24 protein-coding genes are annotated in these 23,342 nt (G+C 65.3%); 19 read left to right on the forward strand and 5 right to left on the reverse strand.

The window, feature by feature from the left end; genetic code table 11:
* From LPB260_RS12945 to sthA, 8 genes are all read left to right on the forward strand, one after another.
* A complete protein-coding gene (locus tag LPB260_RS12945; protein WP_208709258.1) occupies positions 1 to 1,212 on the forward strand; it encodes an NADH:ubiquinone reductase (Na(+)-transporting) subunit B in 1,212 nt (403 codons plus the stop codon).
* Entirely contained in the window at positions 1,205 to 1,993 is a 789-nt protein-coding gene (locus tag LPB260_RS12950; RefSeq protein WP_208709260.1) for a Na(+)-translocating NADH-quinone reductase subunit C, read from the forward strand. The genes LPB260_RS12945 and LPB260_RS12950 overlap by 8 nt, the downstream gene beginning before the upstream one ends.
* On the forward strand, positions 1,990 to 2,664 hold the full coding sequence (locus LPB260_RS12955) for an NADH:ubiquinone reductase (Na(+)-transporting) subunit D (RefSeq protein ID WP_208709262.1): 675 nt from the start codon (positions 1,990 to 1,992) through the stop codon (positions 2,662 to 2,664). The genes LPB260_RS12950 and LPB260_RS12955 overlap by 4 nt, the downstream gene beginning before the upstream one ends.
* The gene (gene nqrE, locus LPB260_RS12960) at positions 2,664 to 3,272 is read left to right on the forward strand and encodes an NADH:ubiquinone reductase (Na(+)-transporting) subunit E (protein ID WP_025167392.1); all 609 of its coding nucleotides are present in this window, start codon (positions 2,664 to 2,666) and stop codon (positions 3,270 to 3,272) included. The genes LPB260_RS12955 and nqrE overlap by 1 nt, the downstream gene beginning before the upstream one ends.
* Before the next feature lie 15 nt (positions 3,273 to 3,287).
* Entirely contained in the window at positions 3,288 to 4,514 is a 1,227-nt protein-coding gene (nqrF, locus tag LPB260_RS12965) for an NADH:ubiquinone reductase (Na(+)-transporting) subunit F (protein WP_208709264.1), read from the forward strand.
* A gap of 2 nt (positions 4,515 to 4,516) precedes the next feature.
* Positions 4,517 to 5,542 carry an FAD:protein FMN transferase gene (locus LPB260_RS12970; RefSeq protein WP_208709266.1) on the forward strand — a complete coding sequence of 342 codons (1,026 nt, stop codon included), beginning with the start codon at positions 4,517 to 4,519 and terminating at the stop codon, positions 5,540 to 5,542.
* Positions 5,539 to 5,766 carry a (Na+)-NQR maturation NqrM gene (nqrM, locus tag LPB260_RS12975; protein WP_208709268.1) on the forward strand — a complete coding sequence of 76 codons (228 nt, stop codon included), beginning with the start codon at positions 5,539 to 5,541 and terminating at the stop codon, positions 5,764 to 5,766. Before LPB260_RS12970 ends, nqrM begins: the two co-directional genes overlap by 4 nt.
* Before the next feature lie 107 nt (positions 5,767 to 5,873).
* Complete coding sequence (sthA, locus tag LPB260_RS12980; protein WP_208709270.1) at positions 5,874 to 7,268, forward strand: Si-specific NAD(P)(+) transhydrogenase; 1,395 nt, start codon at positions 5,874 to 5,876, stop codon at positions 7,266 to 7,268.
* Between the two features lie 160 nt (positions 7,269 to 7,428).
* On the opposite strand, the gene LPB260_RS12985 is transcribed toward sthA, so the two are convergent.
* Genes LPB260_RS12985 through LPB260_RS12995 form a run of 3 tightly spaced genes read right to left on the reverse strand, consistent with a single transcriptional unit; the run spans position 7,429 to position 9,036 of the window.
* Entirely contained in the window at positions 7,429 to 8,148 is a 720-nt protein-coding gene (locus LPB260_RS12985; RefSeq protein WP_208709272.1) for a glycerophosphodiester phosphodiesterase, read from the reverse strand.
* 2 nt (positions 8,149 to 8,150) lie between these two features.
* Complete coding sequence (locus LPB260_RS12990) at positions 8,151 to 8,444, reverse strand: phosphodiesterase (protein ID WP_208709274.1); 294 nt, start codon at positions 8,442 to 8,444, stop codon at positions 8,151 to 8,153.
* Positions 8,445 to 8,463: 19 nt separating this feature from the next.
* Positions 8,464 to 9,036, reverse strand: coding sequence for a PilZ domain-containing protein (locus LPB260_RS12995; protein ID WP_208709275.1), 573 nt, complete (start codon positions 9,034 to 9,036; stop codon positions 8,464 to 8,466).
* Positions 9,037 to 9,132: 96 nt separating this feature from the next.
* On the opposite strand from LPB260_RS12995, the gene LPB260_RS13000 reads away from it, so the two are divergent.
* Genes LPB260_RS13000 through LPB260_RS13010 form a run of 3 tightly spaced genes read left to right on the forward strand, consistent with a single transcriptional unit; the run spans position 9,133 to position 12,333 of the window.
* Positions 9,133 to 10,383: a lipoprotein-releasing ABC transporter permease subunit gene (locus tag LPB260_RS13000; protein ID WP_208709277.1), complete on the forward strand. Its 1,251-nt coding sequence runs from the start codon at positions 9,133 to 9,135 to the stop codon at positions 10,381 to 10,383.
* A gap of 22 nt (positions 10,384 to 10,405) precedes the next feature.
* Entirely contained in the window at positions 10,406 to 11,089 is a 684-nt protein-coding gene (gene lolD / locus LPB260_RS13005) for a lipoprotein-releasing ABC transporter ATP-binding protein LolD (protein ID WP_208710202.1), read from the forward strand.
* Positions 11,089 to 12,333: a lipoprotein-releasing ABC transporter permease subunit gene (locus tag LPB260_RS13010; protein WP_208709279.1), complete on the forward strand. Its 1,245-nt coding sequence runs from the start codon at positions 11,089 to 11,091 to the stop codon at positions 12,331 to 12,333. The genes lolD and LPB260_RS13010 overlap by 1 nt, the downstream gene beginning before the upstream one ends.
* Positions 12,334 to 12,384: 51 nt before the next feature.
* Here the strand turns inward: LPB260_RS13010 and LPB260_RS13015 are convergent, their stop codons facing one another.
* Positions 12,385 to 12,918 carry a DUF2062 domain-containing protein gene (locus LPB260_RS13015; protein ID WP_208709280.1) on the reverse strand — a complete coding sequence of 178 codons (534 nt, stop codon included), beginning with the start codon at positions 12,916 to 12,918 and terminating at the stop codon, positions 12,385 to 12,387.
* A 139-nt stretch (positions 12,919 to 13,057) separates the two neighbouring features.
* Between LPB260_RS13015 and LPB260_RS13020 the strand changes: the two genes are divergently transcribed.
* From LPB260_RS13020 to murB, 8 genes are all read left to right on the forward strand, one after another.
* Positions 13,058 to 15,283: a DNA internalization-related competence protein ComEC/Rec2 gene (locus LPB260_RS13020; RefSeq protein ID WP_256625623.1), complete on the forward strand. Its 2,226-nt coding sequence runs from the start codon at positions 13,058 to 13,060 to the stop codon at positions 15,281 to 15,283.
* Between the two features lie 72 nt (positions 15,284 to 15,355).
* Positions 15,356 to 15,988: a MotA/TolQ/ExbB proton channel family protein gene (locus tag LPB260_RS13025; protein WP_208709282.1), complete on the forward strand. Its 633-nt coding sequence runs from the start codon at positions 15,356 to 15,358 to the stop codon at positions 15,986 to 15,988.
* Positions 15,985 to 16,413 (forward strand): biopolymer transporter ExbD, encoded by a 429-nt coding sequence (locus LPB260_RS13030; RefSeq protein ID WP_208709284.1) that lies wholly within the window; start codon positions 15,985 to 15,987, stop codon positions 16,411 to 16,413. Before LPB260_RS13025 ends, LPB260_RS13030 begins: the two co-directional genes overlap by 4 nt.
* A 13-nt stretch (positions 16,414 to 16,426) precedes the next feature.
* Positions 16,427 to 17,431: a tetraacyldisaccharide 4'-kinase gene (lpxK, locus tag LPB260_RS13035; protein WP_208709286.1), complete on the forward strand. Its 1,005-nt coding sequence runs from the start codon at positions 16,427 to 16,429 to the stop codon at positions 17,429 to 17,431.
* Between the two features lie 58 nt (positions 17,432 to 17,489).
* A complete protein-coding gene (locus tag LPB260_RS13040) occupies positions 17,490 to 17,675 on the forward strand; it encodes a Trm112 family protein (RefSeq protein ID WP_079201660.1) in 186 nt (61 codons plus the stop codon).
* Positions 17,676 to 18,440, forward strand: a complete 765-nt coding sequence (kdsB, locus tag LPB260_RS13045; RefSeq protein ID WP_208709288.1) for a 3-deoxy-manno-octulosonate cytidylyltransferase — start codon at positions 17,676 to 17,678, stop codon at positions 18,438 to 18,440.
* Positions 18,440 to 18,904, forward strand: coding sequence for a low molecular weight protein-tyrosine-phosphatase (locus LPB260_RS13050; protein ID WP_208709290.1), 465 nt, complete (start codon positions 18,440 to 18,442; stop codon positions 18,902 to 18,904). The genes kdsB and LPB260_RS13050 overlap by 1 nt, the downstream gene beginning before the upstream one ends.
* Complete coding sequence (gene murB / locus LPB260_RS13055; RefSeq protein WP_208709292.1) at positions 18,901 to 19,920, forward strand: UDP-N-acetylmuramate dehydrogenase; 1,020 nt, start codon at positions 18,901 to 18,903, stop codon at positions 19,918 to 19,920. The genes LPB260_RS13050 and murB overlap by 4 nt, the downstream gene beginning before the upstream one ends.
* A 106-nt stretch (positions 19,921 to 20,026) precedes the next feature.
* Here murB and rne read toward each other — a convergent pair whose 3' ends face one another.
* Positions 20,027 to 23,077: a ribonuclease E gene (rne, locus tag LPB260_RS13060; protein ID WP_208709294.1), complete on the reverse strand. Its 3,051-nt coding sequence runs from the start codon at positions 23,075 to 23,077 to the stop codon at positions 20,027 to 20,029.
* Positions 23,078 to 23,342: the final 265 nt, after the last annotated feature.

Here is a 23,342-nt window from a genome sequence, read left to right on the forward strand (position 1 = left end):
ATGGGTATTCGCGATTTTCTCGACAAGATCGAGCACAACTTCGAGAAGGGCGGCAAGTACGAGAATTGGTATGCCTTGTACGAAGCCATCGACACCTTCTTCTATCGTCCGGGCAGCGTGACCAAGACCACCGCCCACGTGCGCGACGGCATCGACCTCAAGCGCATGATGATCACGGTCTGGCTGTGCACCTTCCCGGCGATGTTCTTCGGCATGTGGAACGCCGGCTATCAGGCCAACCTGATCTTCGCCAATAGCCCCGAGCTGCTGGCGGCCCAGGAGGGCTGGCGCTTCTCTCTGATCGGTTCCCTGGCCGGGTTCGACCCGAACAGCCTGTGGGACAACTTCATCCAGGGGGCGGCCTGGTTCCTGCCCGTCTATGCAGTGACCTTCATCGTCGGCGGCTTCTGGGAAGTGCTGTTCGCCTCGATCCGCAAGCATGAGGTCAACGAAGGCTTCTTCGTCACCTCGGTGCTGTTCGCCCTGATTCTGCCGCCGAGCATTCCGCTGTGGCAGGTGGCGCTGGGCATCAGCTTCGGCGTGGTGATCGGCAAGGAAGTATTCGGCGGTACGGGCAAGAACTTCCTCAACCCGGCCCTGACCGGTCGCGCCTTCCTGTTCTTCGCCTACCCGGCGCAGATGTCCGGCGATGCGGTATGGACCGCGGTCGACGGTTTCGCCGGCGCTACGGCGCTGAGCCTGGCGGCCTCCGGCGGTATCGAGAACGTCGTCAATCAGGGCATCAGCTGGATGGACGCCTTCGTCGGCACCATTCACGGTTCCCTGGGCGAGACCAGCACCCTGGCCATCCTCATCGGCGGCGGCGTGCTGGTGCTGACCAAGATCGCCTCCTGGCGCATCGTCGCCGGCGTGATGCTGGGCATGGTCGGCCTGAGCCTGCTGTTCAATGCCATCGGTTCGGAAACCAACCCGATGTTCGCCATGCCCTGGCACTGGCACCTGGTGGTTGGCGGTTTCGCCTTCGGCATGCTGTTCATGGCCACCGACCCGGTGTCGGCCTCCATGACCAATACCGGCAAGTGGATCTTCGGTGCCCTGATCGGCGTGATGGTGGTGTTGATCCGCGTGGTCAACCCGGCGTTCCCGGAAGGCATGATGCTGGCGATTCTGTTCGCCAACCTGTTTGCACCGCTGATCGACCACTTCGTCGTTCAAGCCAATATCAAGCGGAGGCTGGCACGCAATGTCTAGTCAAAAAGAATCCACCGCTCGCACCCTGACGGTGGCCCTGTTGGTGTGCCTGGTGTGCTCGGTGTTCGTCGCCGGCGCCGCCATCGCACTGAAGCCGACTCAGGTGGACAACCGTCTGCTGGACAAGCAGCGCAGCATCCTGGCGATCGCCGGCCTCGGCGATGCCTCGATGAGCGGCAAGCAGGTCAAGGAGCTGTTCAACAGCACCATTACCGCCAAGCTGGTCGATCTGGAAACCGGTACCTTCTCCGATGCCCATGACCCGATCACCTTCGATCCACTCAAGGCGTCCAAGGATCCGAAGCTGTCCAGCAGCCTGCCGGCCGGTAAGGACATCGCCGGGATCAAGCGCCAGGAGCGTTACTCCACCGTGTATATGGTGGAGCAGGACGGCCAGGTGCAGACTCTGATCCTGCCGGTGCGCGGCTACGGCCTGTGGTCGACCCTGCACGGCTTCATCGCCGTCAAGGGGGACCTCAATACCGTGGTCGGCATGGGCTTCTATCAGCACGGCGAGACGCCGGGACTGGGCGGCGAAGTGGACAATCCGAAGTGGAAGGGCCAGTGGCCGGGCAAGACCCTGTTCGATGACAGCGGCAAGCTGTCCGTGGAGATCGTCAAGGGCGGCGTCGATCCGCAGAGTCCGCAGGCCGAGCACCAGGTCGACGGCCTGGCCGGCGCCACCCTGACCAGCGTCGGGGTGGACAATCTGCTCAAGTTCTGGCTGGGCCAGAACGGCTTCGGTCCGTTTATCGCTAACCTGCGCGCAGGGGAGGCTTGATCATGTCGCAGCCGACTATTAAAGAAGTCCTGCTCAATCCGATCTTCAACAACAACCCCATCGGCCTGCAGATCCTCGGGATCTGCTCGGCCCTGGCGGTGACTTCGAACCTGCAGACCGCGCTGGTGATGTCCGCGGCGTTGACCCTGGTGACCGGTTTCTCCAACCTGTTCATCTCGATGATCCGCAGCCAGATCCCCAGCTCGATCCGCATGATCGTGCAGATGGTGATCATCGCCTCGCTGGTGATCGTGGTGGACCAGGTGCTCAAGGCCTATGCCTTCAGCCTGTCCAAGCAGCTGTCGGTGTTCGTCGGCCTGATCATCACCAACTGCATCGTGATGGGTCGTGCCGAGGCCTTCGCCATGCAGAACCCGCCGGTGCTGTCGTTCTTCGACGGTATCGGCAACGGTCTGGGCTACAGCGCCTTCCTCATCGCCCTGGGCATCATTCGCGAGCTGTTCGGCGCGGGCAAGCTGATGGGCTACGAGATCATTCCGGTGGTCAACGACGGTGGCTGGTACCAGCCCAACGGCATGCTGCTGCTGCCGCCTTCGGCGTTCTTCCTGATCGGCCTGTTCATCTGGGCGATCCGCAGCTGGAAGACCGAGCAGGTCGAGAGCAACGCCTACAAGATGGCCCCGCAGGTCTCGAATAAGGAGGCTTACTAATGGAGCACTACATCAGCCTGTTCGTCCGTGCGGTGTTCGTCGAGAACATGGCGCTGGCGTTCTTCCTCGGCATGTGCACCTTCATCGCCATCTCCAAGAAAGTGGAGACGGCGATCGGCCTGGGTATCGCCGTGGTGGTGGTGCTGGGCATCACCATGCCGGTCAACAACCTGATCTACACCAATATCCTCAAGGATGGCGCGCTGGCCTGGGCCGGTCTGCCGGAAGTCGACCTGAGCTTCCTTGGCCTGCTGACCTTCATCGGCGTCATCGCGGCGATCGTGCAGATCCTCGAGATGACCCTGGATAAGTATGTGCCGGCACTGTACAACGCCCTCGGCGTGTTCCTGCCTCTGATCACGGTGAACTGCGCGATCATGGGCGGCTCGCTGTTCATGGTCGAGCGCGACTACAACCTGGCCGAGAGCACTGTCTATGGCATCGGCGCCGGCGTCTCCTGGGCCCTGGCGATTGCCGCGCTGGCGGGCATTCGCGAGAAGCTCAAGTACAGCGACGTACCGGCCGGCCTGCAGGGTTTGGGCATCACCTTCATCACCATCGGCCTGATGTCTCTGGGCTTCATGTCCTTCTCTGGCGTGCAGCTGTAAGGAAAGGATGAGCAGATGATTAATTTCGAGATTTTCCTAGCGATCGGCATGTTCACCGCCATTGTCTTGGCGTTGGTGCTGATCATTCTCGCGGCGCGCGCCAAGCTGGTTTCCAGCGGTGACGTGAGCATCGAGATCAACGGTGAGAAGACCATCGTCGTGCCGGCAGGCGGCAAGCTGCTGCAGACCCTGGCCGAGAACGACATCTTCCTGTCCTCGGCCTGTGGTGGCGGCGGCACCTGCGCCCAGTGCAAGTGCATCGTCGAGTCCGGTGGCGGTGAGATGCTCTCCACCGAGGAGTCGCACTTCACTCGTCGCGAGGCCAAGGAGGGCTGGCGCCTGTCCTGCCAGACCGCGGTCAAGCAGGACATGAAGATCGAGGTGCCGGAAGAGGTATTCGGCGTGAAGAAGTGGGAGTGCACCGTTGAGTCCAACCCCAACGTGGCGACGTTCATCAAGGAACTGACGCTCAGGCTGCCCGAGGGCGAGAACGTCGACTTCCGCGCCGGCGGCTATGTGCAGCTCGAGTGCCCGCCGCACACCGTGTACTACAAGGATTTCGACATCCAGGAGGAGTATCGCGGCGACTGGGACAAGTTCAACCAGTGGAAGTACGTGTCCAAGGTCGAGGAGACCGTGATTCGGGCCTACTCCATGGCCAACTACCCGGAAGAGCGCGGCCTGGTCAAGTTCAACATCCGTATCGCCTCGCCACCGCCGGGCAAGGACGACCTGCCGCCGGGCAAGATGTCCTCCTACGTGTTCAGCCTCAAGCCGGGTGACAAGATCACGGTGTACGGACCCTTCGGCGAGTTCTTCGCCAAGGACACCGATGCCGAGATGATCTTCATCGGCGGTGGTGCCGGCATGGCGCCGATGCGCTCGCACATCTTCGACCAGCTCAAGCGCCTCAAATCCAAGCGCAAGATCAGCTTCTGGTACGGTGCGCGCTCCATGCGCGAGGCCTTCTACAACGAAGAGTACGATCAGCTGCAGGCCGAGAACCCGAACTTCCAGTGGCATCTGGCCCTGTCCGATCCGCAGCCGGAAGACAACTGGACCGGCCTCAAGGGCTTCATCCACAACGTGCTGTACGAGAACTACCTGAAGGACCACCCGGCTCCCGAGGATTGCGAGTTCTACATGTGCGGCCCACCCATGATGAACGCCGCAGTGATCAAGATGCTGGTCGACCTGGGTGTGGAGCAGGAAAACATTCTGCTCGACGACTTCGGCGGCTAAGCATGCTGCACGCTGTACTCCAGCCCGTTATCGCGGTCGCCCTGGCGGCCGCCTTAACGGGCTGCTGGTTTTCCGAGCGGGTCGAGGAGTTCGGCGGCCCGACCATGGGCAGCACCTACAGGGTCAAGTACGTGCGTACCGAGGGTGCGCCGCCTGTCGAGGTGCTACAGGCCGAGACCGAGGCGATCCTCGCCGAGGTTGATCGGCAGATGTCCACCTACCGCGATGACTCGCTCATCTCCCAGTTCAATCGCTCCCCGGCCGGCAGTTGCCTGGCCATGCCGGAAGAGCTGTTGCAGCTGGTGGAAGCCGGCCAGGCCCTGGCCCAGGAGAGTGGCGGGGCCTTCGACCTGACCCTGGAACCGCTGCTCAACCTGTGGGGCTTCGGCCCCCAGGCGCGCATGGAAAAGGTGCCGACGGCGCAGCAACTGGCCGAGGCGCGTGGCCGCACCGGTCACCGGCACTTGCGCGTCGAGGCTGGGCAATTGTGCAAGGACGTCGACCTGCAACTGGATCTGAACAGCATCGCCGCCGGCTACACGGTCGAGCGGATCGTCAGCCGCCTCGACGAGCTGGGCGTCGGTCGCTACCTGGTGGATGTCACCGGGGAGTTGAAGGCGGCCGGGCGCAAGCCCAGTGGCGAGCCCTGGCGCATCGCCATCGAAGCCCCGCGGGACGATGAGCGGGTGGCGCAGCGAATCCTGGCGCTGGATGGCTACGGCATCTCCACCTCCGGCGACTATCGCAATTATTTCGAGGAGAACGGCATACGCTACTCCCATACGCTGGACCCACAGACCGGCGCGCCCATCACCCACAAGCTGGCGGCGGTGACCGTGGCCGACCGATCGACCTTACGCGCCGATGGCTTGTCTACCCTATTGATGGTGCTGGGACCCGAGCGAGGCTTGGCCTACGCTGAGCAGGCCGGTATCGCAGCGTTTTTCGTGATCCGTGACGGCACAGGTTTCGTCACCCAGACTACCGCGGCGTTTGAACAGCTGTTCGCCGCAGGAGAAGAGCAATGATTTTCGTAGTGGTTTTCCTGGCAATGCTACTGGTGGTTGGCCTGATGGCGGTCGGCGTGATCATGGGCCGCAAGCCCATCGCCGGTTCCTGCGGCGGTATCGCCAATCTGGGCATCGAGAAGGAATGCTCGATTTGCGGCGGCAGTCGCGAGAAGTGCGAAGAGGTCAATCGCACTTCCGATGAGGCGGCCAGCGATCTGGCCTACGACGCGACCAAGCGTTAGTCGCCAGCCGGCACATAGGCGGTAAGTTGATTGTCGGCGCGCCTGAGCGCTGCCGGCCCTGCCGAGGGCGCGATACAAGCGCCCCGGTGTGATCTGAAGGAGTAAACATGGCGGTCTACAACTATGACGTAGTGGTGCTGGGCTCCGGTCCCGCGGGGGAAGGCGCGGCGATGAACGCCGCCAAGGCCGGGCGCAAGGTGGCGGTGGTCGATACCCGCCGTGAGGTCGGCGGCAACTGCACCCACCTGGGCACTATCCCGTCCAAGGCGCTGCGTCACTCGGTGCGCCAGATCATGCAGTTCAACACCAATCCGATGTTCCGCCAGATCGGCGAGCCGCGCTGGTTCTCCTTTCCGGACGTGCTGAAGAGCGCCGAGCGGGTGATCGGCAAGCAGGTGGCTTCGCGCACCGGCTACTACGCGCGCAATCGCATCGACCTGTTCTATGGCACCGGCAGTTTCTCCGACGAGCAGACCATCGAAGTGGTCTGCCCCAATGGCGTGGTGGAAACCCTGGTGGCCAAGCAGATCGTCATCGCGACCGGCTCGCGCCCCTATCGCCCGGCCGATGTCGACTTCCGTCATCCGCGGGTCTACGACAGCGACACCATCCTGACCCTCAGCCACACGCCGCGCCGGTTGATCATCTACGGAGCCGGGGTCATCGGTTGCGAATATGCCTCGATCTTCAGCGGTCTGGGGGTGCTGGTCGACCTGATCGACAACCGCGACCAGTTGCTCAGCTTCCTCGATGCGGAGATCTCCGATGCGCTGAGCTATCACCTGCGTACCAACAACGTACTGATTCGCCACAACGAGGAGTACGAGCGTATCGAGGGGGTGGACAACGGGGTGATCCTGCACCTGAAGTCCGGCAAGAAGATCAAGGCCGACGCCCTGCTCTGGTGCAACGGCCGTACCGGCAATACCGACAAGCTGGGCCTGGAGAACATCGGCATCCAGGTCAACAGCCGCGGCCAGATCGAGGTCGACCAGAACTATCGCACCGAGATCAGCAACATCTTCGCCGCCGGCGACGTGATCGGCTGGCCGAGCCTGGCCAGCGCGGCCTATGACCAGGGCCGTTCGGCCTCGGGCAATATCGTCGAGAACGACAGCTGGCGCTTCGTCGACGATGTGCCGACCGGTATCTACACCATTCCGGAGATCAGTTCGATCGGCAAGAACGAGCGCGAGCTGACCCAGGCCAAGGTGCCCTATGAAGTGGGCAAGGCGTTCTTCAAAAGCATGGCGCGGGCGCAGATTTCCAACGAGCCGGTGGGCATGCTGAAGATCCTCTTCCACCGTGAGACCCTCGAGGTGCTTGGCGTGCACTGCTTCGGCTACCAGGCTTCGGAGATCGTGCACATCGGCCAGGCGATCATGAACCAGAAGGGCGAGGCGAACAGCATCAAGTATTTCGTCAACACCACCTTCAACTACCCGACCATGGCCGAGGCCTATCGCGTGGCGGCGTTCGATGGTCTCAACCGGCTTTTTTGAGCGGCTCCGACCGGTGGCCTGAGCCGGTCGGAGAGGATGCGTTCAGCGACTCCGCGACCTGGCAGTGGCCGAACCGGGAGAGTTTCTGACCAGGCAGCAAGAAAAAACCGGCCCTGGTGGCCGGTTTTCTTTTGTCGCGATTGGCGTTGGCGCCACAGCCTCAGGGCGTCAGTGTCGCCACGGCCAGTCCGGGGAAATCGGTGATCAGGCTGTCCACGCCGAAATCGGCGAGGCGGCGCATCAGTGCGGCGTCATTGACCGTCCACACCGAGACATGCAAGCCGGCTTTCTGCGCCTTGCTCAGGCGCTCCGGGCTGCACAGCGTCCAGTCCAGGGCGAGCAGGTCGCAGCCGTAATGCTGAGCCACTTTCAGCGGGTCGAGCCAGGCGTGTTCGGCGACCAGGCCACGGGAAATCTCCGGGTGCAGCTGCTGCATGGCGCGCAGCACCTCGCGTGAGCTTGAGGTCACGGTGATCTTGTCGGTCAGGCCATGGCGCTTGGCCAGTTCGGCAATCCCCTCGGCCATGCGCGCCGAACGCACCTTCGAGGCGCTCTTGACCTCCAGTTGCCAGTGCTCGAAGTCGCACTGCTCGAACAGTTCGGCCAGGCGCGGAATAGGGCAGGGCGTGCGCCACTCGGGGCCGCATTGGCGCGCGTCATAGCCAACCAGCTCTGCGGCATCATGTTCCACCACCTTGCCGCGGCGACCGGTGGTGCGCTTGAGGGTCGGATCGTGGATGACCATCAGCTCGCCGTCGCGAGACATGTGCAGGTCCAGTTCGCAGCGGCGTACGCCGTGGTCCAGGCAGGTCTGGAAACTGGCGAGGGTGTTTTCCGGTGCTTCGCCCTTGGCGCCGCGGTGGCCGTAAATCAGGGTCACGATTACTCCTTGCTGGGGGCGGTGCGTGGCTGGTGGTGGCGCACGCTGTTGATCACATGGTCATACTCGAAATACACGCTGAACTCGCGATAGTCCCAGCGGGTGATCGGCGGCTTGCCGACTGGGGCATGCTCCTCGTCGGCCAGACCGAAACGCTCGAGTACCGAGCGTTGCGATGCGCCACGCTGCGGCAGGTCGATGCTCGAGGCGCCTTGTTGGCCGAGCGGAATTTCCAGGGTTTCGGCCTGGGCGGACAACGGCAGCAGCAGGGCGAGCAGGGCTAGAAGACGGGGCATGGGCTACTCAACTTTTTGGTCATGACTGTTCGCGGGCCTGGCGGCGTTCCCAGGCCTGCTTCTGCAGGATATGCCGGGCGAGCAACTGGCGCTGTGCGTCGGTCAACGCTTCGAACTCGGTGCCGATGTCGAACTGGCCGTCCTCCCGCTCACGGCAGTGGATGACCCTGGCGCGCAGCAGCAGGCCGAGGGCCTGGGGCATCAGCACCATCTTGATCGCCAGGTGGCTGTCGCAGGCCACCGGTTTGCCGTGATTGAAGCTGACGCCGCCCTCGGACAGGCAGACTTGCTTGGGCGCGCCGATATCGCGCAGCAGGGTCTGGGCCACGGCCTGGCCGAGCAGGTCGATGCGCTTGTTGATCACCTTGAGGTAGTTGGCCAGGGTACGGTCGCGCTCGCTGATATGGCGCAGCAGGTGCTGCGACTCGAAATCCATCAGGTGCAGGTCGCTGAGCAGGTTGAACAGCGGCGAACTGTCGTGCAGTGCGTCGCTCGCCTGGGCCTCGGCGCCGGACAGCAGGGTGAAATCCAGTGCGATCGTGTCGTCGATACGATAGTATTCGCGGCGATCTTTTTCATCTTGAGACGGCATGGCGAACCCATGGCAGCAGTAGTGGTCTGAGTGTAAAGCTGCTCGCCAAGACCCGCCACAAGGACGTTTCTCTTTCCCCCCGAATCAGCCTCCGACATGTTCAGACCCCTGTTCGTATTCATCGGTACGCGCTACACGCGCGCCAAACGTCGCAGCCATTTCGTTTCCTTCATATCCCTGACCTCGATGATCGGCCTGGCACTCGGCGTGCTGGTGATGATCCTGGTGCTGTCGGTGATGAATGGTTTCGACCATGAGATGCGCACCCGCGTGCTCGGCATGGTGCCGCACGCCACGATCGAGAGCCCGACGCCGCTGCCCGACTGGCGCGAACTCGCCGACGGCGCGATGAAGCATCCGCAAGTGCTGGCCGCGGCGCCCTTCAGCCAGATGCAGGGCCTGCTGAGCAATGACGGCAAGGTGCAGAAGGTGCTGATCAATGCGGTCGATCCGCAGGAGGAGGGCAAGGTCTCGATCATCGGCGACTTCTTCCGTCAGGGGCGCCTGGAGGACCTGGCTGCGGGCGAGTTCGGCATGGTCATCGGTGACAAGGCGGCGGCCAAGCTGGGCGTGACGCTCGGCGACAAGGTGACCTTCGTCGCGCCCGAAGTGACGGTAACCCCGGCCGGGATGTTTCCCCGGCTCAAGCGCTTCACCGTTGTCGGCATCTTCCATGTCGGCGCCGGCGAGATCGACGGCCACCTGGCCCTGGCCCACGTCCAGGACCTGGGGCGCCTGCAGCGCTGGCCAGCCGGCCAAGTGCAGGGCGTGCGCCTCAAGTTCGCCGACCTGTTCCAGGCGCCGCGTACCGCCTGGGAGCTGGCTCAGACGCTGGGCAAGGGCGACTACTATGCCCGCGACTGGACGCGCACCCACGGCAACCTGTACCAGGCGATCCGCATGGAGAAGGCGATCATCGGCCTGCTGCTGCTGCTGATCGTCGCGGTGGCCGCCTTCAATATCATCTCGACCCTGGTCATGGTGGTAACCGACAAGAAAGGCGACATCGCCATCCTGCGTACCCTGGGCTCCACGCCGGGGCAGATCATGGCGATCTTCATGGTCCAGGGCACGGTGATCGGCGTGTTCGGCACGGCCATCGGCGCGCTGCTGGGAATCTGGGCCGCGCTCAATGTCAGCGCCGGCGTCGCGGCCCTGGAGGGCCTGCTGGGAATCAAGTTCCTCAGCGCCGACGTGTACTTCATCGACTACCTGCCGTCGCAGCTGATGTGGGCGGATGTGCTGCTGGTGTGCGGCGCGGCGCTGGTGCTGAGTTTTCTCGCGACCCTGTATCCGGCCTGGCGCGCGGCGCGCACCCAGCCGGCGGAGGCGCTGCGTTATGAATAATCAACTGATGGGTGACCGCGTCATGCAAGATCAGGCCGTGCTGAGCTGCCGCAATCTGGGCAAGAGCTATGAGGAGGGCCCGCAGTCGGTGGTGGTGCTCGATGGCCTGGCCCTTGAGCTGCATCCGGGCGAGCGGGTGGCGATCGTCGGCAGTTCGGGCTCGGGCAAGAGTACCCTGCTGAACATGCTCGGGGGCCTCGACACGCCGAGCACGGGCAGCGTCTGGCTGGCCGGTGAAGAGCTGTCGGCGCTCAACGAGAAGGAGCGCGGCCTGCTGCGCAACCGCGCCCTGGGCTTCGTCTACCAGTTCCATCACCTGTTGCCCGAGTTCACCGCCCTGGAGAATGTCTGCATGCCGCTGCTGATCGGCCGTACCGCGATCAGTGAGGCGCGCCAGCGGGCCACCGCACTGCTCGAGCGGGTCGGCCTGGGCCATCGCCTGGCACACAAACCGGCCGAACTGTCCGGCGGCGAGCGCCAGCGGGTGGCGATCGCCCGGGCCCTGGTCAACCGGCCCGGCCTGGTGCTGCTCGACGAGCCGACCGGCAACCTCGATCACCACACCGCCCAGGGCATCCAGGAGCTGATGAAGGAGCTGAGCGCCTCGTCGCAGACCGCCTTCCTGGTGGTGACCCATGACATGCAGCTGGCCCTGCAGATGGACCGGGTGCTGCGCCTGGAAGACGGCAAGCTGGTGGCTGCCTGATGTTCCGCCCGCTGAGTGTCTTCATTGGCAGTCGCTATACCCGGGCCAAGCGGCGCAATCACTTCATATCCTTCATCTCCCTGACCTCGATGATCGGCCTGGCCCTGGGCGTGCTGGCGATGATCGTGGTGCTGTCGGTGATGAACGGCTTCCAGAAGGAAATGAGCTCGCGGATTCTCGGCATGGTGCCCCATGCCAGCATCGCCGGCGCCCAGGCCCTGGACGATTGGCAGACGGTCGCCGCCGCCGCCGGCCGGCACCCACAGGTGGTGGCGGCCGCGCCCTTCGCCGAGCTGGAGGGCATGCTGTCGCACCGCGGGGCGATGCAGCCGATTCAGCTGCAGGGTATCGATCCGCAGTTCGAGTCGCGGGTCTCCATCCTGCCCCAGCATATGGTGCAGGGCAGCCTGGCCGATATGCGGCCCGGTGAGTTCGGCGTGGTGATCGGCGAGATCACCGCGCGGCGCTTCCAGCTCAAGGTCGGCGACCGTCTGGCCCTGATCGTGCCCGAGCTCAGCTCGGTGCCGGGCGGCATTGTGCCGCGCATGCAGCGCATCAACGTGGTCGGCATCTTCAAGGTCGGCGCCGAGCTGGACAGCTCCCTGGCGCTGATCAATGTGGCCGATGCCGCGCAGATCCAGCGCTTCGAGCCGGGTCAGGTGCAGAGCGTGCGGCTGAAACTGAAGGACCTGTATCAGGCGCCGCGGGTCTCCGCCGAGGTCGCCGCGCAGTTGGGCGCGGGCTATCGCGCCAGCGATTGGACCCAGACCCAGGGCAGCCTGTTCAGCGCCATGAAAATGGAAAAGACCATGATCGGCCTGCTGTTGCTGCTGATCGTCGCGGTGGCCGCGTTCAACATCATCGCCACCCTGATCATGGTGGTGGCCGACAAGGGCGCCGACATCGCCATCCTGCGCACCCTCGGGGCAACGCCGCGGCAGATCATGGGCATCTTCATGGTGCAGGGTACGGTGATCGGCACGGTCGGTACGCTGATCGGCGGGGTGCTTGGCGTTCTCGCGGCGCTGAACGTCAGTCAGCTGGTGAGCTGGATCGAGCGAATGAGCGGTCAGCAGGTGCTCAGTTCCGATGTCTATTTCATCAGTAACCTGCCCTCGGAATTGCTGGTCTCCGACGTAGTGCTGATCTGCAGCGCGGCCTTGGGCCTGAGCTTTCTTGCCACGCTTTACCCCTCCTGGCGCGCCGCGCAGATCCAGCCGGCCGAGGCGCTGCGCTACGAGTGAGCTAAGCTGCGCACAGAAAAAAGCCGTTACCTGGGTAACGGCTTTTTCGTTTCAGCTGGAGCTCTTGGCCTTGCGCCGCCGCTCTTGGCGCTTGCGCCAGTTATGTCTCACCCACCAGTGCCAGTAGGTGTTGGTAGCCAGGTAGCCGACGACGCCGAGCAGCAGGCCCAGCACCAGGGAGCCGAGGTACAGCGGCTGCCAGTGGCTCTGCAGCACCTGGCCGATCCAGCGCAGGGTGACCTGGTCGGGCAGATGCAGGGTCGGGGTGTTGGTCATCCAGGCGCCGAACTTGTAGCTGCAATAGAACACCGGCGGCATAGTGATCGGGTTGGTCAGCCACACCAGGCCGACCGAGATCGGCAGGTTGGCGCGGGCCGGGATGGCCACCACGGCGGCGGCGATCATCTGCAGCGGCATGGGGATCATCGCCCAGAACAGGCCGATGGCCATGGCCCGGGAGACCGAGTGACGATTGAGGTGCCAGAGATTGGGGTCGTGGATCAGCGTGCCGAGAAAGCGCAGGGACTTGCTGCCCTTGATGCGGTCCGGGTGGGGCATGTAGCGCTTGAAGAAACGACGCGGCATTGGGGGTCTCTGGCGGGCTGAAAAGCGCAGTTATTATGCACAGATTCGGAACCGGCTGCTTTTTGAGTTTGTGACAGCAAGTACGTAGCAGTCGGTGGTCGGCCTGAGTCCATGGATGGCTCTTCAGGAGTGTAAGGCGATGCGCCTAGGGATGCTCGCGCTGGTCGCAGGTTTGCTCGTGCTGCGCTTCATGCCGGTTCTGCCTCCGGCCTGGTTGCTGTTTCTGTTGGCACTGGTGGGGCTCTCGTGCCTGCCGTTTCGAAGCTATCCCGTGGGCTGTTTCCTGCTCGGTTTCGCCTGGGCCTGCACTTCGGCCCAGTGGGCCCTGGACGACCGCCTGGCGCCCGAGCTGGACGGTCGCACGCTATGGCTGCAGGGGCGGGTGGTCGGGCTGCCCGATGTGAACGACGGCGTGGTGCGCTTTGAACTGCGCCAGGCCAGTTCTCGCCGTGCCCAGCTGCCAAGGCTGATACGCCTGGCCTGGTACGGCGGGCCGCAGCTCCAGGGCGGTGAAACCTGGCGCCTGGCGGTGCGGCTCAAGCGGCCCCGCGGCCTGGTCAATCCGCAGTCCTTCGATTACGAGGCCTGGTTGCTGGCGCAGCGCATCGGCGCTACCGGCACGGTGAAGAGTGGGCACCGGCTGACTGCGGCGCACGGCCCCTCCGCCTGGCGCGACGTCCTGCGTCAGCGCCTGCTGGACAGCGACGCCCATGGTCGCGCCGGGGGACTGGCGGCGCTGGTGCTCGGCGACGACTCGGGCCTGTCGGCAGCCGACTGGCGGCTGTTGCAGGAGACCGGAACCATTCACCTGATGGTGATCTCCGGGCAGCACATCGCCCTGATGGCCGGCTTGCTCTACGGGCTGGTCGCCGGCCTGGCGCGCTTGGGCTGCTGGCCGCGCCGCTGGCCGTGGTTGCCTGCGGCCTGCCTGCTGGCTTTTGCCGGCGCGCTGGGCTACGGCATCCTGGCCGGGTTCGAGGTGCCGGTGCGTCGGGCCTGCGTGATGGTCGGCCTGGTGCTGCTGTGGCGCTGGCGGTTTCGCCAGCTTGGCGCCTGGCTGCCGCTGCTGATCGCCCTCGCCCTGGTGTTGCTGGTGGAACCCCTGGCCAGCCTGCAGGCCGGCTTCTGGCTGTCGTTCGCCGCAGTGGCCTTGCTCATCCTGATCTTCGGCGGCCGCCTGGGCGCCTGGTCCTGGTGGCGCACGCTGGGGCGGGCGCAGTGGGCAATGGCCATCGGCCTGCTGCCCTTGCTGCTGGCACTGGGGCTACCGGTCAGCACCAGCGCGCCGCTGGCCAATCTGATTGCGGTGCCCTGGGTCGGCATGGCGGTGGTGCCGCTGGCCCTGCTCGGCAGCCTGCTGCTGCCAGTGCCCTGGTTGGGCGAGGTGCTGTTGTGGCTAGCCGGTGGGGCGCTCGAGCTGCTGTTCAGGCTGCTGGTGCTGATCGCCGCCTGGGCGCCCGCCTGGCTGCCGAGCCACCTGCCGATCTGGTCCTGGTCGCTGCTGGCACTGGGGGCGTTGCTGCTGCTGTTGCCGGCTGGCATTCCATTGCGCGCGTTTGGCTGGCTCCTGCTGCTACCGCTGTTCTTCGCTCCTCAGCCGCGGCCGGCACCGGGGCAGGCCGAGGTCTGGCTGTTGGATGTCGGCCAGGGGCTGGCGGTGCTGCTACGTACTCACGAGCACACCTTGCTCTATGACGCGGGACCGCGCTTCGGTGAGTTCGATATGGGCGAGCGGGTGGTGCTGCCGTCGCTGCGCGCCCTGGACGTAAGGAAGCTCGACCTGATGCTGCTGAGCCATGCCGACAATGACCATGCCGGCGGCGCCCTGGCAATCAAACGGGGAATGACGGTCGGGAAGGTGTGGAGCGGTGAGGCCGAAGCCTTGCCGGCAGACCTGCAGGCCAGCTCCTGCGAATCCGGCCATAGCTGGCAGTGGGACGAGGTGCGTTTCACCTTGTGGCGCTGGGACCAGGCGCTCGACAGTAATCAGGCCTCCTGCGTGCTCCTCGTCGAGGCGGCGGGCGAGCGCTTGTGGTTGACCGGCGATATCGACAGCCGCGCGGAGCGAGCCCTGCTGGCCAGTGGCCTGGACCTGCCTGCTGACTGGCTGTTGGCGCCGCACCATGGCAGCCGCAGTTCCTCCTCTGCCGAATTTGTGCGTGCGGTGGCACCGCGGGCGGTGCTGATTTCCCGAGGCCAGCACAATGCCTTCGGTCATCCCCATCCCGCCGTGGTCGCGCGCTATGGGGCGCTGTCGGCTCGGCTCTATGACACGGTCGAGCAGGGCGCCGTGCAGCTGCATTTGGGCACCTTCGGCGAGGCGCGCGGGCTTCGCGGCGAGCGTCGCTTCTGGCGAGAAAAATGAGAACGGCGGCGGTCGGCGAGGGTACGACCCTATGCTAGAGTGGCGCCACTTTTGTGAGGGGGATCTGCCACCGTGTGGGAACTGGTCAAAGCTGGCGGCTGGATGATGCTGCCAATCATTCTCTGTTCAATTGCCGCGGCCGGCATCATTGCCGAACGCCTGTGGACTCTGCGGCCCAGTCGCATCACCCCGCCCAATCTGCTCGGTCAGGTGTGGCGCTGGATCAAGGACAAGAAGCTCAACAACCAGAAACTCAAGGAGCTGCGCGCCGACTCGCCCCTGGGGCAGATCCTGGCGGCGGGCCTGGCCAACTCCAAGCATGGTCGCGAGATCATGAAGGAGTGCATCGAGGAGGCCGCCGCGCGGGTCATCCACGAGCTGGAGCGCTACCTCAATGCTCTCGGCACCATCGCCGGTATCGCGCCGCTGCTCGGCCTGCTCGGCACGGTGCTGGGCATGATCGAGATCTTCAGCTCCTTCATGGGCTCGGGCATGGCCAATGCGCCGGTACTGGCCGGAGGCATCGCCAAGGCGCTGATCACCACCGCCGCCGGCCTGATGGTGGCGATCCCGGCGCTGTTCTTCCATCGCTACCTGCAGCGCCGCGTCGATGAGCTGGTGGTCGGCATGGAGCAGGAAGCGATCAAGCTGGTGGAAGTGGTGCAAGGAGACCGCGACGTCGACCTGAGCGAGGCCAAGGCGTGAAGTTCCGGCGCAAACCGCGGGAAAACGTCGAGATCAACCTGGCTTCGTTGATCGACGTGGTGTTCATCCTGCTGCTGTTCTTCGTGGTCACCACCACCTTCACCCGCGAGACCCAGCTCAAGGTCGACCTGCCCGAGGCGGCCAGCGGCACGCCGCCGGAGCAGACCGAGCTCAAGCAACTGGAAGTGCTGATCGCCGCCGATGGCAGCTACTCGCTCAATGGCCGCCAGTTGTTGAAGAGCGATCTGGCCGGACTGAGCGCCGCGCTGCAGAAGGAGTCGGAAGGCGACAACAGCCTGCCGCTGACCATCAGTGCCGATGCCAAGACGCCGCATCAGGCGGTGATTACCGCAATGGATGCGGCCGGCAAGCTGGGTTTCGCCCATTTGCGCATCACCACGGTCGAGGCGCAGGCCGCGCCGTGATGGATGGCTGTTGATGGGCTGGTCCGATCGGCTGGTCGCCGCCTGGTATGGCGGCCATCCGGCGCTCGGCCTGCTGCGTCCGCTGGAGGCGCTGTATCGCCAAGTGGTGCAGCGTCGCCGCTCGCGCTTTCTCGCCGGCGAGGGCGAGATCTATCGCGCCCCGGTGCCCGTGCTGGTGGTGGGCAATATCACCGTCGGCGGTACCGGCAAGACCCCGCTGATCCTCTGGCTGATCGAGCACTGTCGCAGTCGCGGGCTCAGGGTCGGCGTGGTCAGTCGCGGCTATGGCGCGGTCCCGCCACGGTTTCCCTGGCGCGTGCGCGCCGAGCAGGCGGCCAGCGTCGCCGGCGACGAGCCCCTGCTGATCGTCCAGCGTAGCGACGTGCCGTTGATGATCGACCCGGATCGCGGACGGGCGGTGCGCGCGCTGCTCGAGCAGGAGGAGCTCGACCTGATCCTCAGCGACGACGGTCTGCAGCACTACCGCCTGGCTCGCGACCTGGAGCTGGTGCTGATCGATGCCGCCCGCGGCCTGGGCAATCGCCGCTGCCTGCCGGCCGGGCCTCTGCGCGAGCCGGCAGAGCGTCTGCGCAGTGTCGACGCACTGCTCTACAACGGTAGCGACAACGACCCGGCGGGCGGCTACGGCTTTTGCCTGCGTCCGCGCACGCTGGTTAATGTGCGCAGTGGCGAGCGTCGCCCGCTGGACTACTTTGCGCCCGGGCAGCGCCTGCACGCCGTGGCCGGCATCGGCAATCCGCAGCGTTTCTTCGCCACGCTCGAGGCGCTACACTGGCGGCCGATTCCGCATGCCTTCGCCGACCATGCGCAGTACAGCGCCGAGTTGCTGGATTTCAGCCCGCGCCTGCCTGTGCTGATGACGGAGAAGGATGCGGTGAAATGCCGGGCCTTTGCCGCCGACGATTGGTGGTACCTGGCGGTGGATGCCGAACCCTCTGCGGCCTTTGTCGCCTGGTTCGATGCCCAACTGGCCCGCTTGCTGCCAGGCTCACCCTAGTCCTTCGCGGCGCTTGGGCGCGCCGGCGGCTCCTGCAGCCCCCTAGCAAGGATCTCCCATGGACCCGAAACTTCTCGATATCTTGGCCTGCCCGCTGTGCAAGGGGCCGCTGAAGCTCGCCGCTGACAAGAGCGAGTTGATCTGCAAGGCCGACGGCCTGGCCTTTCCCGTGCGTGACGGCATACCGGTGATGCTGGAAAGCGAAGCCCGCACCCTCAACGTCGACGAGCGCCTGGACAAGTAGATGAGCACAGCCTTTACCGTGGTGATCCCGGCGCGCTTCGCCTCCAGCCGCCTGCCGGGCAAGCCGCTGCAGGATATCGCCGGCAAGCCGATGATCCAGCATGTCTGGGAGCAGGCGTGCAAGAGCAGTGCGCAGCAGGTGGTGGTGGCCACCGACGATGCACGCATCGTCGAGGCCTGTCGTGGCTTCGGTGCCGAGGTGGTGCTGACTCGTCCCGAGCACAACTCCGGGACCGATCGCCTGGCCGAGGTCGCCAGCGCGTTGGGTCTGACGGCCGACGCCATAGTGGTCAACGTGCAGGGCGACGAACCGCTGATTCCGCCGGCGATCATCGACCAGGTGGCCGCCAACCTGGCGGCCAACCCGCAGGCGGCCATCGCGACGCTGGCTGAGCCGATCGACGAGGTGGCGGCGCTGTTCAACCCCAATGTGGTCAAGGTGGCCACCGATCACAGCGGCCTGGCGCTGACCTTCAGCCGTGCGCCGCTGCCCTGGGCGCGCGATGCCTTTGCCGTCAGCCGTGAGCAGCTGCCGTCCGACGTTCCCTACCGCCGGCATATCGGCATCTACGCCTACCGCGCGCAGTTCCTCCATGACTTCGTTGCCTGGGGGCCTTGCTGGTTGGAGAACACCGAGTGCCTGGAGCAGCTGCGCGCGCTCTGGCACGGCGTGCGCATCCATGTCGCCGATGCCCTGCAGGCGCCGCCCGCCGGGGTCGATACCGCGGAAGATCTCGAGCGCGTGCGCCGATTGCTGGAGGCCTGATGCGGGTACTGTTCGTCTGCCTCGGCAATATCTGCCGCTCACCCACCGCCGAAGGCGTGTTTCGCCACAAGCTGCGCGAGGCGGGGCTCGAGGCCCGTGTCGAGGTCGATTCCGCGGGGACCGGCGACTGGCACGTCGGCAAGGCGCCGGACCTGCGCACCCGTCAGGCGGCGCTGCGCCGCGGTTATGACCTGTCGGCCCTGCGTGCTCGCCAGGTCGCCGGCGACGACTTCAGGCGTTTCGACCTGATCCTGGCCATGGACGGCAGCAACCTGCAGCATCTGCAGCGCCTGCGCCCGAGCGCCAATGCGGCCGAGCTGGATCTGTTCCTGCGCCGTTATCAGTTGGCATTGGACGAGGTGCCGGACCCTTACTACGGCGGCGAGGACGGCTTCGAGCAGGTCCTCGATCTGATCGAGCAGGCCAGCGACGCCTTGCTTGCTGAAATCCAGGGGCGCCTATGAGCTTGCAGGTTCGTCACAACGTTTCGCTCAAGGCCTACAACAGTTTCGCGGTGCAGGCGCAGGCGCGTCAGTTTGCCGAAGCGAGCAGCGATGAGCAGGTGCGCCAGGCCCTGGCCCATGCGGCCGAGCAGAAGCTGCCGCTGTTGCTGCTGGGTGGCGGCAGCAACCTGTTGCTGACCGGCGATGTCGAGGCGCTGGTGCTGCGCATGGCCAGCCGCGGGATCCGCGTGCTCGAGGATGACGGCGAGCGTCTGCTGGTCGAGGCCGAGGCAGGGGAGCCCTGGCACCCCTTCGTGCAATGGACGCTGCAACGGGGCCTGGTCGGCCTGGAGAACCTCAGCCTGATCCCCGGCACGGTCGGCGCCGCGCCCATGCAGAACATCGGTGCTTATGGCGTCGAGTTGAAGGATGTGTTCGCCGGGCTGACCGCGCTGGATCGTCATACCGGCGAGCTGCGCGAGTTCGGCCTGGGTGATTGCGCCTTCGCCTACCGCGACAGCCTGTTCAAACGCGAGGCCGGGCGCTGGGTGATCCTGCGGGTGCGCTTTGCCCTCAGTCGTTCGGCGCCCCTGCACCTGGACTACGGGCCGGTGCGTCAGCGCCTGCGGGAGCAGGGCATCGAGGCGCCAAGCGCTCTGGACGTCAGTCAGGCCATCTGCGCCATTCGTAGCGAGAAACTGCCGGACCCGGCGGTGCTGGGCAACGCCGGCAGTTTCTTTAAGAATCCTCTGGTGAGCGCCGATCTCGCGCAGCGCTTGCGCGTGCAGCATGCGGATCTGGTGGCCTATCCACAGGCCGATGGATCGGTGAAGCTGGCGGCCGGCTGGTTGATCGAGCGCGCCGGCTGGAAGGGTTTTCGCGAGGGTGATGCCGGGGTCCATCGGCTGCAGGCGCTGGTGCTGGTCAACTACGGCCAGGCGAGCGGGCAGCAGTTGCTGGAACTGGCCCGGCGCATCCAGGCCGATATCGCCGGGCGTTTCGCGGTCAGGCTGGAGATCGAGCCCAACGTGCTCTGAGTACCTAAGGCGAGCTAAGCGGTACGCGCTTAGCCGGGGCCTGCAGTAAAGCCACAAAGAAAAAGGGGATGCCGAAGCATCCCCTTTTTCATGTCGCCGAATCGCCTCAGGCGTGTGGTTTCGCCTGCTGCTTGTCGTCTTCCTCGGCCTTTTCTTCAGGCTGAGCCTCGGCTTGCTCGGGGGCGGCTTCTGCTGCCTCGACCGGGGCCTGTTCGACCGCCTCTACCTTAGTCTCGACCGCTTCGGCATCGGCTTGCGCCGCGCTTTCGGTGGTGCCGGACTCGGCCTGCGGGGCAGCGGCAGCGGCCTCGGCGGCTTCGCGGGCCAGGCGCTCGGCTTCGCGCTGGCGGCGACGCACTTCACGTGGGTCGTTCGGCGCACGGCCGCTGGCGCTAGGGGTCGGAGCAGTTTCTGTCGCCGCTTCCGGGGCCGGTGCGGGCTCAGCGATCGGCTCGGCGGCAGCAGTCTCGACTACGGCCTCGGGCTGCGCTTCGCTGACACTCGGCGCGGCTTCGGCGGCTTCGGCGGCTTCGGCGGCTTCGGCTGTGGGGGCTGGAGCTGGCACTTCGCTCGGAGCCGGAGCGGCTTCAACCACCGGCTCGGCCTCTGCTGCGGGCTCGCTCGCCGCACTGGCTGCCTGCTCGGCCGGGGCTTCGCTGGCGACTGGCTCGGTGACTGCCGCTTCGTTGCTCGCGGTTTCGCCGGCCACTTCCGCGGCGGCTACCACGACCGCCGCCGCGCTAGGAGCAGCTGCAGATTCGCCGCCGTCTTCGCCTGCTTCGTCGTTGCCTTCGATCAGGTTGCCGCTGGCATCGCGCTGACGCTCGCGGCGATTACTGCGGCGGCGCTGGCCGCGCGAGCGGCGACGGGGACGCTCGCCGCCTTCGTTGCCTTCCTGCTCGTCGTCAGTCGCCTGGGGCTCGGCATTCAGTACTTCTTCGTCGGCCGCAGCCTGTTCGGCGCGCGGCTGACGCTCTTCACGCGGCGGACGTGGCTGGCGCGGTTCGCGCTGCGGACGCTCGGCACGTGCCTCTTCTTCGTTGCCGGCGCTTTCCGGCGCGTCCAGCGGTGCGCGCAGTTCGCGCGGCTGGCGCTCTTCACGCGGCTTGCGTTCGCGGCGGCCTTCCTGGCCTTCGCGCGGCGGGCGCGACTGACGCACTTCCTGCGGCTCGCGCACCTCGACGGCTTCGCGAGGCTGACGCTCTTCGCGCGGCGCACGCTCTTCACGCGGGGCACGTTCTTCGCGTTGAGCGCGGTCTTCACGGGGCTGACGCTCTTCGCGAGGGGCGCGGTCTTCACGCGGCTTGCGCTCTTCGCGCGGCTTGCGCTCCTCATCGCGGCGACCACCGCGGCTGCGGTTCTGCTGGCGGCCGCTGCGGCGTTCTTCACCGCGAGCCGGACGCTCGCTGGTCTTCTTCTCGATGACGACCGGCTTTTCCTCTTCCTTGCCGGCGAACAGGCTGACCAGGGACTTGACCAGGCCACGGAACAGGCTCGGCTCGCTGGCAGCCGGCTGGGCTACCGGCTCTTCCTCGACCTGCGTAGGTGTCGGTGCGGGAGCGGTGCGTGGCGGCGCGGCCTTGATAGCGGCTTCCTGGCGAACCAGGGTGCGGGTGGCGGCAGCCTGCTTTTCCTCTTCCACTTCGGTCGTGGCGATTTCGTAGCTGGACTGGGCGGTTTGCGCTTCCGGGCTGTCGTCACGCAGGCGTTGCACTTCGAAGTGCGGGGTTTCCAGGTGATCGTTCGGCAGGATCACGATGCGCGCGCGGGTGCGCAGTTCGATCTTGGTGATCGAGTTGCGCTTTTCGTTGAGCAGGAAGGCGGCGACCGGGATCGGCACCTGGGCGCGGACCTCGGCGGTGCGGTCCTTCAGGGCTTCTTCTTCGATCAGGCGCAGGATGGCCAGCGACAGCGACTCGACGTCGCGGATGATGCCCTGGCCGTCGCAGCGCGGGCAGACGATGCCGCTGGTTTCACCGAGCGACGGGCGCAGGCGCTGACGGGACATTTCCAGCAGGCCGAAGCGCGAGATGCGGCCGACCTGGACGCGGGCGCGGTCGGCTTCCAGGCACTCGCGGACTTTCTCTTCCACGGCGCGCTGGTTCTTCGCCGGGGTCATGTCGATGAAGTCGATGACGATCAGGCCGCCGATGTCGCGCAGGCGCAACTGGCGGGCGATCTCTTCGGCCGCTTCGAGGTTGGTCTGCAGGGCCGTTTCCTCGATGTCGCTACCCTTGGTGGCGCGCGCCGAGTTGATGTCGATGGACACCAGGGCTTCGGTCGGGTCGATGACGATGGCACCGCCGGATGGCAGTTTCACTTCGCGCTGGAAGGCGGTTTCGATCTGGCTTTCGATCTGGAAGCGGTTGAACAGCGGCACGCTGTCTTCGTACAGCTTGATCTTGCTGGCGTACTGCGGCATCACCTGGCGGATGAAGGTTAGGGCTTCTTCCTGGGCCTCGACGCTGTCGACCAGTACTTCGCCGATGTCCTGGCGCAGGTAGTCGCGGATGGCGCGGATGATCACGTTGCTTTCCTGGTAGATCAGGAAGGGCGCGGCGCGATCCAGGGAGGCTTCCTTGATGGCGCTCCACAGTTGCAGCAGGTAATCCAGGTCCCACTGCATTTCTTCGCTGGAGCGGCCGAGGCCGGCGGTGCGCACGATCAGGCCCATGTCGCCCGGGGCGTTCAGACCGTTGAGGGCCTCGCGCAGTTCGTTGCGCTCCTCGCCCTCGATGCGGCGGGAGATGCCGCCGGCGCGCGGGTTGTTCGGCATCAGCACCAGGTAGCGGCCGGCCAGGCTGATGAAAGTGGTCAGGGCGGCGCCCTTGTTGCCGCGCTCTTCCTTCTCGACCTGGACGATGACTTCCTGGCCTTCCTTGAGCACGTCCTTGATGTTGACGCGGCCTTCGGGGGCCTTGCTGAAGTATTCGCGGGAGATTTCTTTGAGCGGGAGGAAGCCGTGGCGCTCGGAGCCGAAGTCGACGAACGCCGCCTCGAGGCTCGGTTCGACGCGGGTGATGCGGCCCTTATAGATGTTGGCCTTCTTCTGCTGGCGGGCGCCCGACTCGATGTCCAGATCGTACAGGCGTTGGCCGTCGACTAGGGCAACACGCAACTCTTCGGGTTGAGTCGCGTTAATCAGCATTCTTTTCATGTAGTACCGTCGGTTTCCGGTGCTGGCGGAAACGGCGTTCGGCACACACGACTCTCAGGGTCGGTGTCAGGCGCGTCAGAAACGGTCGTAAATCGTTTCATTGTCGAGCGGCAGTCAGCCAGTTGGGCTGGGCCGCGACGGACGTCTCCTGCTTGCTGTTGTGACAGAAAGCACTTGCTCAGGAGGAGGAATCAGCTGTCGGTAGCGGACGAGATGAAGCGTCTTGGTAAAGCTATTTGCTACGCAGTCCGACAGTTGTACATCT

This window comes from Pseudomonas sp. LPB0260, assembly GCF_013388395.1.